This window comes from Micromonospora rosaria (assembly GCF_001567585.1).
Classification (GTDB): domain Bacteria; phylum Actinomycetota; class Actinomycetes; order Mycobacteriales; family Micromonosporaceae; genus Micromonospora; species Micromonospora rosaria.
Genome location: NZ_LRQV01000155.1, coordinates 1 through 14579, shown reverse-complemented (window position 1 = coordinate 14579; position 14579 = coordinate 1). Strand labels below are relative to the sequence as shown.

The window sequence follows — 14579 nt, the reverse complement described above, 5'->3', positions numbered from 1 at the left end:
AGGGCTTCCGTGCGTGGAGCGGGTGACGGGAATCGAACCCGCACTGTCAGCTTGGGAAGCTGATGTTCTGCCATTGAACTACACCCGCAGGCGGCACCACTGTACCTGAGTCTGCGCCCACCCGCACCAGACCCCCCGCCCGACCCGCCGGCATCCACCGCCCGTCGCCGACCCCGCCCCTCACGGGGCCGGCGACGGGTGCCTGGTGGTCAGGCCGCCACGGTGCACTGCGGGTCGTGCTCGCGGTGCGGCGGCCACGGGTCGGACACGGCGGTGTCGTCGGCCCGGGTGCGCGAGCCGCCCTCGCCGCGCGGGTCCAGCCACACCTGCACGGTCGGGCGGCGGGGTGCCTCGCCGGGGACGTCCAGCCCGAAGTCGCGCCGGGTGAGCATGGCGACGTCGACGCTGAACTCGAAGAGCCGCCAGTCGACCGCCGGTGCCGCCCGCCCGATCTCGGCCAGCCGGGCGACCCGGGCCCGGTCGGTCACCGGCCGGGCGTGCCCGGCCACGTACGCCTCGTCGTCGCTGTCCTCCGGCGGGAAGGAGTGCAGCGCGTACCGCCCGTCGCGTTCGAGGTCGCGCCGCTTCGGCGAGTCGATGACGAAGCAGAACAGCCCCTCGTCGGTGATCACCGGGGAGACCGGGTGCACCCGGGGCCCGCCGTCGGCGCGGACCGTGGCCAGGTAGCCGAAGCCCGGCCCGTACTGCTGCATGAGGAGGCGGATGCCGTCGGCGAGGCGGGGCTCGTCAGCGGCGAAATCGGACCAGGAAGCCATGCCCCACATTCTATCGAACACGTGTACGACAAGCGACCCAACACGCTGGTCACCGGTACCGGATAACGGGCCGCCGCAGCACGCTCGATAGGGTGACCCGATGCTGCTCTCCGACCGTGACCTCCTGATCGAGATCAAGGCGGGCACGCTCGCGTTGGAGCCGTTCGAGCCCGCCCTGGTGCAGCCGTCCAGCATCGACGTGCGCCTGGACCGGCTCTTCCGGGTCTTCAACAACCATCTGTACACGCACATCGACCCGTCGGTGCAGCAGGACGACCTGACCTCCCCGGTCGAGGTGCCGGAGGGCGAGCCGTACGTGCTGCACCCGGGCGAGTTCGTGCTCGCCTCGACGCTTGAGGTGATCTCCCTCGGCGAGCAGCTCGCCGGCCGGCTGGAGGGCAAGAGTTCGCTGGGCCGGCTCGGGCTGCTGACCCACTCGACCGCCGGGTTCATCGACCCGGGCTTCTCCGGCCACGTCACGCTGGAGCTGTCGAACGTGGCGAACCTGCCGATCACCCTCTGGCCGGGGATGAAGATCGGTCAGCTCTGCATCTTCCGGCTCTCCTCGCCCTCGGAGCACCCGTACGGCTCGGCCGTCTACGGCTCCCGGTACCAGGGTCAGCGCGGGCCGACGCCGAGCCGGTCCTGGCAGCAGTGGCGGACCTGGCCCACCCGCTGACGGCCGGCACCGCGCCGTACCGCGCGAGGGGAGCCGCCGGGGCGGAAAACCCGGCGCCGCCCCCGCGGGACCGGCGGGGGCGGCGCTGACGGTCCCGTCGGAGTACGGGACCACGGGTCCGCCGGTGCGCGGGTGGACGGGCGGCCCCCGACCGGACCGCCGAGCCCACCGCCGCCGGCGGCAGGAGGTCGCCTGCTAGCCGGGGCGACCGAAGCTGTGGATCGGGCTGTCGCCGAGGCGCTTCATCGTCACCGGCACCCCGGCGCGGGCGGCGTGCACCACCCAGCCGCCGCCCACGTACATGCCGACGTGGTGCAGGTCGCGGTAGTAGAAGACGAGGTCACCGGGGCGCAGCTCGGAACGGCTCACCGAGGGGGTCACCCTGCGCTGCCGGGCCGCGTTGTGCGGCAGCCGGACGCCGGCCGTCGCCCAGGCGGCGAGCATCAGCCCGGAGCAGTCGTACGCGTGCGGGCCCTCGGCGCCCCAGACGTACGGCTTGCCGATCTGCGCGCAGGCGAACCGGACCGCCTCGCCGGCCGCGCCACCCGGGTACGAGACCGGGCAGGGCGCGGGGCGCAGCGGCCCGCCGGCACCCTTGCCGTACGCCCGCAGCCGTAGCTTCTGGAGCTGGTCGATCTCGGCGTCGATCTGCCGGCGGCTGGCGGCCAGGCCCTTCTCGGTGCGGTCGAGGAGGCCGACCAGCCGGTCCAGCGGGGCCTTGCGGGCGGCCAACTCGTCGCGCAGTTCCCGGGCCGCCCGGACGTCCTCGTGCTGCCGGTGGGCGACCCGGTCGATCAGCTCGATCCGGCTGATCAGCTCCCCCGGGGTACGGCCGGCCAGCATGGCGTTGACCGCCGAGACGCTCTCGCCCTTGTAGGCCCGGACCGCGAGTCGGCTGACCCGCAGCATGGCCTCGTCGACCTGGCGCTGCAACGGCTCGATGCGGGCGGCCAGGGCGGCGACCTCGCGCCGCCGGGCGGCGAGGTCCTGCCGGACGGCGTTGTGCCGTTCGATGATCGGTTCGAGCCGGTTCCAGTCCTGGTCGATCCGGCGCTCGATCTCGGCCACCGACGGCTCGGCGTGGGCCGCACCGGGCAGGCCGACCAGGAGACCGCCGGCCACGGCCAGGACGACGAGAGCGGCGACCCCCCGCGACGCGGTGTCGCCCAAGGACGCGACGACGCCACGGGACGGGGCGACGAGAGTGGGTGCGGTGGTGCGGTGGGACGAGCGTGGGCGCGGCGCAGCCGGCACCGGGTCGGCGTGGGCCGGCCGGGTGGACGGTGGCCGCGGGGCATGGTGTGCCACCGGGCTCGGTACTCCTTCTCCGGAACCGCCTACCGGGTTAGCTGACGGGTTCGGGCGGAAGGGGACGCCCTACCGCAGTGGACTGCGGATTCACCCCGGCGTACCTGGGTCCCCGGCTCGCCCTGGGTGGGCGACTCGGCGGCGTCGGCCGTTACCGCCCGGGTTGGGCGGACCTGCTGCCGGCCGACGGTTCATCAGCGTAGAGAGGCACCTGTCGATCCGCAACGGAGTGACCCGTGACACTCCGTCTCACGTTCGCTCACTCCCCTGAGATGAGGCGAGTCCGATTCGGATTCCAGTGGGGGCCGGTCGACCCGACGACAGTGGCCCCCGGCGGTGCCGGGGGCCACTGTGCGAGGGTGCCGCAGGGTCAGCCGGGTCGACGGAACCCGGCGACCGGCATGTGGTTGATGCTGGAGACGTTGACCGGTTTGCCGGCCCGGGGCGCGTGCACCATCAGGTCGTTGCCGATGTACAGGCCGACATGGGACAGGTCGCTGAAGAAGAAGACCAGGTCACCGGGGCGCGCCTCGCTGCGCGGGATCGCCCGGCCCTGGTTCCACTGCGCACCGGTGAAGTGGGTCAGGCTGATCCCGGCGGCCCGGTACGCGTACTGGGTCAGCCCGGAGCAGTCGAAGGAGTTCGGCCCGGTGGCCCCGAACACGTACGGCTTGCCGACCTGGGCACAGGCCGTCCGGATGGCGATCCGGGCCGCCTCGGTGACCACCCCGTTGACGGTGGGGCAGTTCGTGGCCTTCACGACGGTCTTCGGCATGGCCGCCTGGAGGCGCTTGATCTCGGCCTCGATGCTCTTGCGCTTCTCGGCGAGTTCCTTCTGCTGCTTGCTCTGCGTGGTGACGAGCGTGTCGAACTTTTCCTTCTCGGTGTTGTACTTGGCCTGGGTGGCCAGTACCCCCTCGATCTGGCGGCGCTGCTCGGAGGCGACCCGGTCGAGCATGGTGAGCTGCTCGCCGAGCTGGCCGGGCCGGCTGTTCACCAGCACCGCGCCCAGCTCGTAGGAGGGGCCGATGATGTAGTACCGGGAAGCCAGCTCACTGATCCGGTTGAGCGCCAGCTCGCTCTCCAACTGGAGGGGCTGGATCTTCTTCTCCAGCTCCGCCGACTTGCGGCGGTTGACCCTCAGCTCGGAGCGGACCTTGTTGTACTGCTCGATGGTCGGTTCGAGCTTCCGCCACTCCTTGTCGATCTGGGCTTCGATCTCGTCGACCGTGGGCTCGGCGTGCGCCGGAACGGCGAACACCCCGACGCCGACGAGTACCGCCGCGCAGAGGGTGAGCAGACGGGTCAACGCCCGGCGCGCGCCACGGGTGCGGGCGGGCAGTTCCGGGACACGACGATGAGGGGGCAGGCTCGCCACCGGCACCGACTCCTTTGCCGACGACCGCCGGGCGCCTCGCGAGGAGGGGTGGGCGAGACAGAGGATCCACAAACGGCCGGTGCCCAACATTAAAGAAAGCAAGCGGCCTCGGCAAGGCGAGGTTTTTCACCATTACCGGTCCGCTGTCGCTTGCGTACCAACGGTATTCGAATTCTCTGGAGCGACGTACATCGATAGGGAGAATTCGGGTGGACCGGCCGCGCGGCCGATCCGGCTTTCCGGACACGCGACGGCGGTGGCGCCCCGCGCGGGGTGCCACCGCCGTCGTCCGTCCCGGCGGTTCTCCGGGTACGCGCTCAGCCCGCGACGGGCTCGCTCTCCCGGCCGGTGGCCGGCTGCTCGGGCCTGACCGAGCGGAGCAGGACGCTGGCCACGTCGACCACCTCGACCTGCTCGCCGGCCCCCTTGCCGTTCACGCCGTCGGTGAGCATCGTCGAGCAGAACGGGCAGCCGACGGCGACCGTCTTCGCCCCGGTGGACATGGCCTCCTCGACCCGGTCCACGTTGATCCGCTTGCCGATCCGCTCCTCCATCCACATCCGGGCACCACCGGCGCCGCAGCAGAACGAGCGCTCGCTGTTGCGCGGCATCTCGATCAGCCCACCGTCGCCGGTGCCGGCCGCGCCACCGCTGATGGCGCTGCCCAGCACCTCGCGGGGCGGGGCGAAGACCCGGTTGTGCCGGCCCAGGTAGCACGGGTCGTGGTACGTGACGCCGCCGTCGACCGGCTGGACCGGGGTCAGCTTGCCGGTGGCAACCAGGTGCGCCAGGAGCTGGGTGTGGTGCACCACCTCGAACTCGCCGCCGAGCTGGCCGTACTCGTTGCCCAGGGTGTTGAAGCAGTGCGGGCAGGTGGCGACGATCTTGCGCTTGGCCTTCTCCCGGCCCTCGAACGCCTCGTTCAGGGTCTCCACGTTCTGCTGGGCCAGCATCTGGAAGACGAACTCGTTGCCGATCCGGCGGGCCGGGTCACCCGAGCAGGTCTCCCCCTCGCCCAGGATGGCGAAGGAGACCCCGGCCTCGTTCAGCAGCGTGGCGACCGCCCGGGTGGTCTTCTTGGCCCGGTCCTCGAACGCGCCGGCGCAGCCGACCCAGAACAGGTACTCGAAGTCCTCCACCTCGCCGACCCGGGGCACCTCGAAGTCCAGCCCCTTGGTCCAGTCCTCCCGGGTGTTCTGCGGGGCGCCCCACGGGTTGCCCTTGTTCTCCAGGTTGCGCAGCATGACGCCGGCCTCCGAGGGGAAGCTCGACTCGATCAGCACCTGGTACCGGCGCATGTCGACGATGTGGTCGACGTGCTCGATGTCGACGGGGCACTGCTCGACACAGGCCCCGCAGGTGGTGCAGGACCAGAGCACGTCCGGGTCGATCACGCCACCGGCCTCGGCGTCCCCGATCAGCGGCTTCTCCGCCTCGGCCAGCGCCAGCACGTCGACGTGCGCGAGCTGGGCGGCGGTCGCCTTCTCCTCGCCGGTCAGGTCCTTGCCGCCCCCGGCCAGCAGGTACGGCGCCTTGGCGTACGCGTGGTCGCGCAAGCTCAGGATCAGCAGCTTCGGCGACAGCGGCTTGCCGGTGTTCCAGGCGGGGCACTGCGACTGGCAGCGACCGCACTCGGTGCAGGTGCTGAAGTCGAGCAGGCCCTTCCAGGTGAACTGCTCGACCTGGGCGACCCCGAACTGGTCCTTCTCGGGGTCCGCCTCCTCGAAGTCGAGCGGCTTGCCCTCGCTCGTCATCGGGCGCAGCCCGCCGAGGCCGGAGCCGGCGCCGACCGGGTCCCGCTTGAAGAAGATGTTGGGGAAGGCCAGGAAGCGGTGCCAGGCGACGCCCATGGTGACGTTCAGGGAGATCACGATGACCCAGATCATCGAGATCGAGATCTTGACGAGGGCGGCGACGCTGACGCCGGTCTCCCAGCCGGGCAGGGCGGCACCGACGGCGTGGCTGAGCGGGGTGGCCCAGGCCGGGTACTCGAAGTGGTCGGTGGCGACCTTGAAGCCCCGGATGACGAAGCCCATGATCAGGACGCCGAGGACGACCGCCTCGACGAAGTACCCCTGCCACATGGTCGAGCCGGTGAACCGGGACCGCGCGCCGGGCCGGTTCGGCCGGTTCCGCAGCCGGATGCCGATCAGCACCACGATGCTGATCAGGCCGAAGATGCCGATCCACTCGGTGACCAGGCCGTATACCGCCCAGCCGCCGATCAGCGGCAGGCCGCCGGTCGGGGAGACGACCTCGAAGTACGCCTCCAGCACCAGCAGCGACAGGACGATGAAGCCCAGCATCACGAACCAGTGCGCCGCGCCCACCACGCTCCAGCGGAGCATCCGGGTGTGACCGGCGGTCTCCAGGAGCATCGCCCTGGTCCGGGCGCCCCTGTCGGTGGAGCGCGACGGGTCGGGCTGACCCAGCCGGATGACGGCCGTCATCTGCTTGACCGCGCGTACCGCAAGCCACACCGCGACGGCGGTGATGGCGGCCGCGAGGATCGTGGTGACGATCTGGACGCTGCCCATCGAGTTGGCCTCCCGGGTCTGCTGCCTGTCGAGCGGCTCGGCGACCGGTGGGACAGGTCAGCGGGGGACCAGCGGCGGCACGCCGCTCCCGCAGATCCGACCCGTTCGGCCGATGACCTCGCTCCGCTCGGTCATGCAGTGCAGCCTACGCGCAAGGTTACCCACCGGTAACGTGAGGCTCCTCGCATCTGGCGGGCCGCGCCGCCCTGCACACACCTTAGGGTGCGTTCAGCCTTCGTCGCTGGGCAGGGGTTACGTGGCCGGGAAGCACCCGGCGGGCCGATGCCGCCGCCGTCCCCCGACGGCCGGCACCAGAGTTCCCGGGGGGCGTCAGCGCCAGCGGGAGAGCACGACCAGCGACGCGACCATGGCGCCGAACCCGACCGCGAGGTTCCAGTACCCCCACGACATGACCGGGTACTCCTGCTCGGAGAGGTAGTACACGACCAGCCAGCCGATGCCGAAGACGATCAGCGAGACCGCCGTGACCGGCAGCCAGACCGGGCTAGGCTTGCTCCGCGCCGCAGCCGTCGCCGCCGTCGGACGGACGTCCGTCGGCGGGGTGTACACCTTCTTCTTGCGAACCTGAGACTTGGGCACGACGCTCTCCAGAGGGGGTGACGACCTCGTCCGGCCTGACAACCGGGCGCGAGGGCGACGGTCCATGGCCAATAATGTTTCGACAGCTAGCGTAGTGCCGAAGACCCGTCCAAGCCACGAATGGGGCCACTCCACTGCTAAGAGTGACCGAAATATGGGGGACTGTTCGGGTCGACAGGCCGACCAGCGGCCCGCGTCCCGGCGGGCACGACCGATCGATCACGGGGAAGGTGGGGCTCGGTGGAGTACACATCCGGCGCGGCCTCCTGGCAGAAGGTGCTCCGGCGCGCCGTCGTCGGGCTGCTGCCACGACGGCCACGGCAGCGACGACCGGGCTGGTCCATCGGCGTACCCCTGATCGCCGCCGCGGCCGGGCTGCTCTTCACCACCACCGCCACCACGGCCGGCGGCACCGCCCTGCGGGAGGACCGCCGCCCCGAGCTGACGCAGGTCATCGAGGAGCGCCGCGAGCAGGTCGCGGCGAGCGAGCGGCGGGCCGCGGAGCTGCGCGCCGACGTGGAGAACACCACCGGCGCCCTGGCCGGGTCGGACACGCCGATCGCGGAGCAACGCAACCGCGCCGAGGCCAGCCGGGAGACCGCCGGCTTCACCGCGCTCACCGGCCCCGGGATGACGGTCGAGCTGAACGACGCCCAGCGGCTGGGCGACCAGAGCCTGCCCGATGGGGTGAGCAACGACGAGCTGGTCGTCCACCAGCAGGACGTCCAGGCGGTGGTGAACGCGCTGTGGGCCGGTGGTGCCGAGGCCATGTCAATCATGAATGTCCGCGTGCTGGCTACCAGCGCGGTACGCTGCGTCGGTAACACCCTGCTGCTGCACGGCCGGGTGTACTCCCCACCGTTCAAGATCGTAGCAATCGGCGATCCGGCCGCACTCCAGCAGGCCCTCGCCGGCTCCAAGGGAGTCCGGTTGTTCAAGGAAGCGGTCGACGACTACCAGCTCGGCTACTCGGAGACCGTCTCCACGGTCACCGTGCCGGCCTTCGAGGACTCGACCGCCCTGCGCTCGGCCCAGGTCGACCGGTGAACCGCGTGCCGGACGACTGGCGGGGGGACGAGCGCGACGCCCGCCACCACGGGCCACGCGAGGACTCCACCGCGTTCCTGCCCCCGGTGAACCGCCCCGACCCGCAGTCGGCGGCCCGCGTACCGTCCGGCCCCTGGCCCGCCCCGGTCCCGCAGGGCTCCGCCGGCCCGTGGCCGGCCCCGGTCCCACCGTCCCGCCCGACCGGCCCCCAGCAGGGCCCCCGCCCGGCCGGCCCGCACCAGGACACCCGGTCGACCGGCCCTCAGCAGGGCACCCGCCCGGCCAGCCCCGGACCGGGCACACCCACGCCCGAGCTGCGGCCGGGCGCGCAGACCGCCGACCCCCGGCACGTGACCGCCGCCGATCCTCGGCAGACAGCCGGCGACTCTCGGGGCGCGGCCCCCGATCCCCGGCAAGGGCCGCACGTGGCCGATCCGCGCCGGGGTAACGACCTCTGGGCGGGGCCGGCGGCCCCGCCGGAGGCCAGCCGCCCCGGCAACCAGCCCGGCCGCCCCGCCACCGCACTCCGTCCGCCGGCTCCTGACCTGCCCGACGGGCGGCCCGCCGGCAACGGAGCCTGGCCGGGTGCCGCCCCGGGCGGGCCGGCTGGCGACGCCGCCGGCCACCCCGGCGCGCCGGCCGATCCCGGCACCGCCGGGACCCACGGCAACAGCGCTCACAGCAGCGGCGCTCACGGCAGCGGTACCTACGGCCGAGCCGAGGCCGCCGGACGCCCCGATGCCCCCGGCCGAAGCGATCTCCACGGTCGCCCCGAGGCCCGCAGCCACTCCGAGGCCCACGCCCGGCCCGAGGCGCACAGCCGGCCCGAGCCGCAGGGCCGACCCGAGGCGCAGGGCCGACCCGAGGCGCACGGCTGGACGCAGGGGCCCGGCCAGGCTCCGCACCACAGCCAGGCCCCACAGTTCAGCCAGGCCCCACAGCCCGGCCAGAGTCCGCAGCACGGCCAGCATGAGCCCCACCGGCAGCCCGAGCCGCCGGGTCGGCGGGAGGCCCACGGCTCGACCGGGGGCCCCGCCGCCGGGGCGGGTGCCCCGCCGCCCTGGTCCGGCCAGCAGCGGCCCGAGCAGCCGGCCGCGCCGCGTCACCCCGCCGCCACGGCGGCCGAGGGGCCCGGGTACGCCGCCGGCGGCTACCCGGACGGGGGCGGTCACGGCGGTACCCCACGGTCCGCGACCGGGGCGGGCCAGCGGTCCGGTACCGGGAGCCCCGGTCCGACCGGGCCGGGGACCATGACGAACGGCGCGCAGGCCCACCAGTCCGACCGGGGCGCGCAGCCCTGGGGCGACGACCCGCACCCGGACCGTTCCACCCCGAACGGCCAACACACCGACCGCGCCGGCTGGCGCACCGCTCCGGGCACCGACCAGACCGCCCCGGGCACGGACCGGACCGGCTGGGCCGAGGGCCGGGAAGCCGGCCAGCCCGCCTGGGCCGGTGGCACGGGCACCGACCGCCCGGTGCGGCACGGGGGCCCGGAGCCGGAGCAGCCCGCCTGGACCGGCGGGTCGAGCGCGGACCGGGCCGGCTGGGCGGCTGGCCGGGACAGCGACCGGGCTGACCGGCGTGGCGGCCCGCACGAGGGCGGGTGGAGCCAGCGCGAGGACAGCCGGTCGACCGCGCCGGCCTGGCCGACCACCGACCGGGCCACCCCGGACGCGAGCCGGACCAGCTCGGACGCGAGCCGGGCGGCAGACCCGGGGCGTACCGGTGGACCGGCCGGCCCCAGCGACGGGCCGACCGCCTTCATCACGTCCCTCGACAGCCGCGACCGGCAGCCGGGAGAGCAATCGGCGGCGACCGGCAACGGTCCCGACCACTCCGGACCCGCCCGCTCCGGCCCGGACGGTCACCCACGGCCCGGCCCGGCCGGATTCGACGTCACCCAGGCCGCCCCCGTCGGCAGCGCGCGACCGACCGCCCCCGGCGGTGGTGAGCGACCAGCCGCCCTGGGTGGCGGTGACCGACCGGCCGACCCTGCGGCCACCGCCGTCATCCCGGCGGTCGCCAAGACTGGAGGGCATGGTTCCGGACGTACGCCGGGACACGGCCCGCAGCACGAGCCGGCCCTCGACGCGACCGCCCTGATGGGGGCGGTGCCCCGGGTGGAGCGCAGCGGTGACCCGGTCGGCTCCGACGCCGACGGCACGGCCAAGGAGCCCCGCAGCCGCCGGGGTGAGCGGGTCGTCCAGCTCCGCCCCGAGCAGACCGGGGACAGCTACAAGAGCGTCTACTCCGAGCTGACCCGGCCCACCTTCGGCTCCCGACTGCGGACCGGCATCCGCTTCTCCGGTGAAGTCCTGATCACGTTCGGCCTGGTGGTGCTCCTCTTCGCCGGGTACGAGATCTGGGGCAAGTCGGCGATCGTGGACGCCCACCAGAACGACCTCTCCGCGCAGCTCGCCCAGGAGTGGGGCCCCAGCGGGGACCCGACGGTCGCCCCGTCGGCCAGCCCGTCGAGCGGCCCGTCGGCCGCCGCCACCCCGAAGCCACCGGTGCAGGGTCGGCCCATCGCCGGCCTCTACATCCCGAAGCTCGACAAGAGCTGGATCGTGGTCGAGGGGGTGGGCCAGAAGGACATCCGGTACGCCCCGGGCCACTACCCGGACACCGCCCTGCCCGGCCAGGTGGGGAACTTCTCGGTCGCCGGGCACCGCAACCGGGCCACCTTCTGGCGGCTGGACGAGCTGAACAACGGTGACGTGATCGTGGCGGAGTCGAAGACCAACTGGTACGTCTACCGGGTCTCCCGCAACCACATCGTGAAGCCCTCGCAGGTCGAGGTGGTGGCCGCGGTTCCCGGCCGGCCCGACGCCAAGCCGACCAAGGCGATGCTCACCCTGACCACCTGCAACCCCAAGTTCGACAACTACGAGCGACTCATCGTCCACGCCGAACTCGACCGTACGATGGCGAAGTCGGAAGGGCGCCCGGCGGAGCTGGGAGGCTGACCGGTGTACGCGTGGATCTGGCGCAAACTCCCGTTCGGGCTGCCGGGGAAGCTGATCGGCAGCCTGATGCTCGCCACGGCGACCGTCGCGCTGCTCTGGTACGTGGTGTTCCCCTGGGCCGAGCCGTTGCTGCCCTTCGACGACGTGCAGGTCGAGCAGCCCGCCGGGGAGCCCGGTGGTGGCCCGGCCGGCGGTGACCCGGACCTGCCCGGCGACGACGACGCTCCGGTCGGCGACGAGCACGACCTGCCGTACGACACCGATCGCAACAACACCCCGCCCCCCACTCCGGACCGGTGACGACGATGCGTGTACTGGTGATCGACAACTACGACTCGTTCGTCTTCAACCTCGTGCAGTACCTCGGCCAGCTCGGGGTGGAGTGCGAGGTCCGCCGCAACGACGAGATCGACGTCGCCGAGGTGGGGCGGCTCGGGGCGGGCGGGATCCTGCTCTCTCCCGGGCCGGGCAGCCCGGACCGGGCCGGCATCTGCCTGGACGTCATCCGCCGGTACGCCGGCGAGCTGCCGATCTTCGGGGTGTGCCTGGGGCACCAGGCGATCGGGGAGGCGTTCGGCGCCACCGTGGCCCGCGCGCCGGAGCTGCTGCACGGCAAGACCTCGCAGGTCGAGCACCGCTCGGTCGGGGTGCTGGCCGGGCTGCCGGACCCGTTCACCGCGACCCGGTACCACTCGCTGGCCGTCCTGCCGGAGACCCTGCCGGAGGAGCTGGAGGTCACCGGCTGGACCGGTTCCGGGGTGGTGATGGCGATGCGGCACCGGACGTTGCCGATCGAGGGCGTGCAGTTCCACCCCGAGTCGGTGCTCACCGAGGGCGGGCACCTGATGCTGGCCAACTGGCTGGCGAGCTGCGGCCACCGGGACGCCCTCGACCGGGCCCCGGAGCTCGCCGCCGAGGTCGACGCCCGCCGACTGGCCGCCTTCGCCACCGTCTGAGCCCGACCCGTCACCCCACCCGCCGGCCCGGCGGTACCCGGCACCGCCCGCCCGGCGGTACCCGGTCGCGGGCCCGGTCGTCGCGCTGACCGCCGGTGTCGGCGGCTCGCGGGCCCGGCACCGTCCGGTCGGTGGGCTCAGTCGGTGAAGCGCACCGCCGGGGAGATCGGCGACGGGCGACCGCCGCCCTCGCCCCCACCGTCACCGTCACCGGGACCGGTCGGGCTGCCGGTCGGGTCCGGCGGCTCCGGGCTCTGCGAGGACGGCTCGGGATCGGGCTCCTCCGGCACACTGATCTCGATGGTCACCGTGCTGCCCGTCTTCAGGCTCCGGCCGGCCGCCGGGCTCTGCCCGCTGACCCGGCCCGCCTGGTTCGCCGGGACCTCCTCGCCGTCGACAACGTTGACCTTGTAGCCGGCGCGATCCAGCTCCCGCTCGGCCTGTTCCCGGGTCAGCCCGTCTACGTTCGGCACCTGCCGGATGTTGCCCCGGGAGACCTCGACCACGACCTCGGTTCCCTCGGCGACCTTCGTCCCCTCGGTCGGGGTGACCTTGACGACCGTCCCCTCCCGCTCGCCGCTGTCGACCTTCTTCTCCTCGACCTCCAGGCCGCGCTCCTCGAGCTGCTGCTCGACGTTCTCGAAGGTCGAACCGACCAGGCCGTTCGGGATGGTGACCTCGGGCTTGCCGCCGCAGACCCGGATGGTCACCGTCTGGTCCCGCTCCAGCCGGGTACCCGGCGGCGGGGCCTGCTCGGTGACGGTGTTCTCGTCGCAGGTGCTGTTGAAGACCGGCTCGCCGACCACCGGGTTGAACCCGGCGTTGCGCAGCTCGGCGACCGCCTCCGCCTGTGCTTTCCCGGTCAGCGTCGGCACCGCGATCTGGGGGTTCTCCACCTCGCGGTTCTGCATCAGGGCGGCGACCAGGGCGATCACCGCCAGCACCCCGACCGCGGCGAAGACCGCGATCAACCAGGACGAGGTACGCCGGCGCTGCGGGTCACCGACCCGGGCGGCCGGCGCCTGCCGGGTCGCGGCGGGACCGACGGCCGTCGGGTACCCGGCCGCGGCACCGTGCGGCACGACGTGGGTGGCCTCCTCCTCCCGCAGCACGGGAGTGGCCAGCACCGGCCGGCCGGCCGCGGCGCGGAGCAGGTCCGCCCGCATCTCCCCGGCACTCTGGTACCGGTTGAGCGGGTTCTTCGACAGCGCCTTGAGCACGATCGCGTCGACCGCCGGGGTCACGTCCGGGTTGATGTCGCTCGGCGTCGGCGGCGTCTCCCGCACGTGCTGGTACGCGACGCTGACCGGGCTGTCCCCGACGAACGGCGGGTGCCCGCAGACCAGCTCGAAGAGCACGCAACCGGCCGCGTACACGTCGGAGCGGGCGTCGACGGCCTCGCCGCGCGCCTGCTCCGGGGAGAGGTACTGCGCGGTGCCGATGACCGCGCTGGTCTGGGTCATCGTGGTGGCGCCGCTGGCCAGGGCGCGGGCGATGCCGAAATCCATCACCTTGACCTGCCCGGTCAGGGTGAGCATCACGTTGCCCGGCTTGATGTCCCGGTGGATGATGCCGTGCCGGTGGCTGAACTCCAGCGCGGCGCACATGTCGGCGCAGATCTCCAGCGCCCGGCGCGGCTGGAGCCGGCCCTCGGCGCCCAGCACCTCCTTGAGGGTCCGCCCGTTGACGAACTCCATCACGATGAACGGCAGGGTCTCGCCGGTCGGGGCGGTCTCCTCCCCGGTGTCGTAGACCGCGACGATCGCCGGGTGGTTGAGCGACGCGGCGTTCTGCGCCTCGCGGCGGAACCGCATCTGGAACGTCGCGTCCCGGGCCAGATCGGTACGGAGCATCTTGATCGCGACATCCCGACCGAGCCGAAGGTCACGACCGCGGTGGACCTCAGCCATGCCGCCGTAGCCGAGCAGCTCGCCGACCTGGTACCGGCCACCGAGCAGGCGGGCCTGCGCTGTCATCGCGTCTGTCGTCCTTCGCTCGTCGTCGTCTCGCCGAAGCTGGCCGGCAGGAGCCCTTCCACCCGACGGTACGACGTCGGGGCCAGATCGTCGCGTTCCCCGACGACGGCCACACCGGATGTCACGCCCGGTGTCCCCGGTCCCACCGGCAACGCCTGGTTACGCATGTAGGAAACCATGCCGGAGCAGAGCAGGACCAGCGCGGCCAACAGGATGACGATCAGTACGCTCGCCGAGTGGGACCGGCGGGGCTCCGGCGGGGCCGGCGGCCGGGCGTACCCGAGCGGACGGCCGGGCGGCACGGCGGCGGCGCCGCGCGGACCCGGCTGGAGCACCTGCGGGTGGGGCGGGGG

General features: G+C 73.1%; 12 protein-coding genes, 1 tRNA gene and 1 riboswitch. Of the genes, 5 read left to right on the top strand and 8 right to left on the bottom strand.

Features of this window, described 5'->3' with window-relative positions; translation table 11 throughout:
* Positions 1 to 14: 14 nt before the first annotated feature.
* Positions 15 to 88, bottom strand: a tRNA-Gly gene (locus AWW66_RS27785).
* A 121-nt stretch (positions 89 to 209) separates the two neighbouring features.
* Positions 210 to 776 (bottom strand): pyridoxamine 5'-phosphate oxidase family protein, encoded by a 567-nt coding sequence (locus tag AWW66_RS27780; RefSeq protein WP_157528051.1) that lies wholly within the window; start codon positions 774 to 776, stop codon positions 210 to 212.
* A 100-nt stretch (positions 777 to 876) separates the two neighbouring features.
* Between AWW66_RS27780 and dcd the strand changes: the two genes are divergently transcribed.
* Complete coding sequence (dcd, locus tag AWW66_RS27775) at positions 877 to 1455, top strand: dCTP deaminase (RefSeq protein ID WP_067372329.1); 579 nt, start codon at positions 877 to 879, stop codon at positions 1453 to 1455.
* Positions 1456 to 1650: 195 nt separating this feature from the next.
* On the opposite strand, the gene AWW66_RS36140 is transcribed toward dcd, so the two are convergent.
* The 4 genes from AWW66_RS36140 to AWW66_RS27755 form a co-directional block, all read right to left on the bottom strand.
* Complete coding sequence (locus tag AWW66_RS36140) at positions 1651 to 2625, bottom strand: C40 family peptidase (RefSeq protein ID WP_281179637.1); 975 nt, start codon at positions 2623 to 2625, stop codon at positions 1651 to 1653.
* Between the two features lie 148 nt (positions 2626 to 2773).
* A riboswitch (cyclic di-AMP (ydaO/yuaA leader) is annotated at positions 2774 to 2914 on the bottom strand.
* A 219-nt stretch (positions 2915 to 3133) separates the two neighbouring features.
* Entirely contained in the window at positions 3134 to 4147 is a 1014-nt protein-coding gene (locus tag AWW66_RS27765; protein WP_067372324.1) for a C40 family peptidase, read from the bottom strand.
* Positions 4148 to 4458: 311 nt separating this feature from the next.
* Positions 4459 to 6678, bottom strand: a complete 2220-nt coding sequence (locus tag AWW66_RS27760) for a (Fe-S)-binding protein (RefSeq protein WP_067372319.1) — start codon at positions 6676 to 6678, stop codon at positions 4459 to 4461.
* 330 nt (positions 6679 to 7008) lie between these two features.
* Positions 7009 to 7278 (bottom strand): cell division protein CrgA, encoded by a 270-nt coding sequence (locus tag AWW66_RS27755; protein WP_067372317.1) that lies wholly within the window; start codon positions 7276 to 7278, stop codon positions 7009 to 7011.
* Positions 7279 to 7518: 240 nt separating this feature from the next.
* On the opposite strand from AWW66_RS27755, the gene AWW66_RS27750 reads away from it, so the two are divergent.
* Genes AWW66_RS27750 through AWW66_RS27735 form a run of 4 tightly spaced genes read left to right on the top strand, consistent with a single transcriptional unit; the run spans position 7519 to position 12250 of the window.
* Entirely contained in the window at positions 7519 to 8325 is an 807-nt protein-coding gene (locus AWW66_RS27750) for a DUF881 domain-containing protein (protein ID WP_067372314.1), read from the top strand.
* Positions 8322 to 11294: a class E sortase gene (locus AWW66_RS36260; protein ID WP_342671945.1), complete on the top strand. Its 2973-nt coding sequence runs from the start codon at positions 8322 to 8324 to the stop codon at positions 11292 to 11294. Before AWW66_RS27750 ends, AWW66_RS36260 begins: the two co-directional genes overlap by 4 nt.
* A 3-nt stretch (positions 11295 to 11297) precedes the next feature.
* Positions 11298 to 11594: a hypothetical protein gene (locus AWW66_RS27740; RefSeq protein ID WP_067372311.1), complete on the top strand. Its 297-nt coding sequence runs from the start codon at positions 11298 to 11300 to the stop codon at positions 11592 to 11594.
* 5 nt (positions 11595 to 11599) lie between these two features.
* A complete protein-coding gene (locus AWW66_RS27735; RefSeq protein WP_067372331.1) occupies positions 11600 to 12250 on the top strand; it encodes an aminodeoxychorismate/anthranilate synthase component II in 651 nt (216 codons plus the stop codon).
* A gap of 137 nt (positions 12251 to 12387) precedes the next feature.
* Here the strand turns inward: AWW66_RS27735 and pknB are convergent, their stop codons facing one another.
* Entirely contained in the window at positions 12388 to 14226 is a 1839-nt protein-coding gene (gene pknB, locus AWW66_RS27730; protein WP_067372308.1) for a Stk1 family PASTA domain-containing Ser/Thr kinase, read from the bottom strand.
* The gene (locus AWW66_RS34040; RefSeq protein WP_157528048.1) at positions 14223 to 14435 is read right to left on the bottom strand and encodes a hypothetical protein; all 213 of its coding nucleotides are present in this window, start codon (positions 14433 to 14435) and stop codon (positions 14223 to 14225) included. The genes pknB and AWW66_RS34040 overlap by 4 nt, the downstream gene beginning before the upstream one ends.
* Positions 14436 to 14579: the final 144 nt, after the last annotated feature.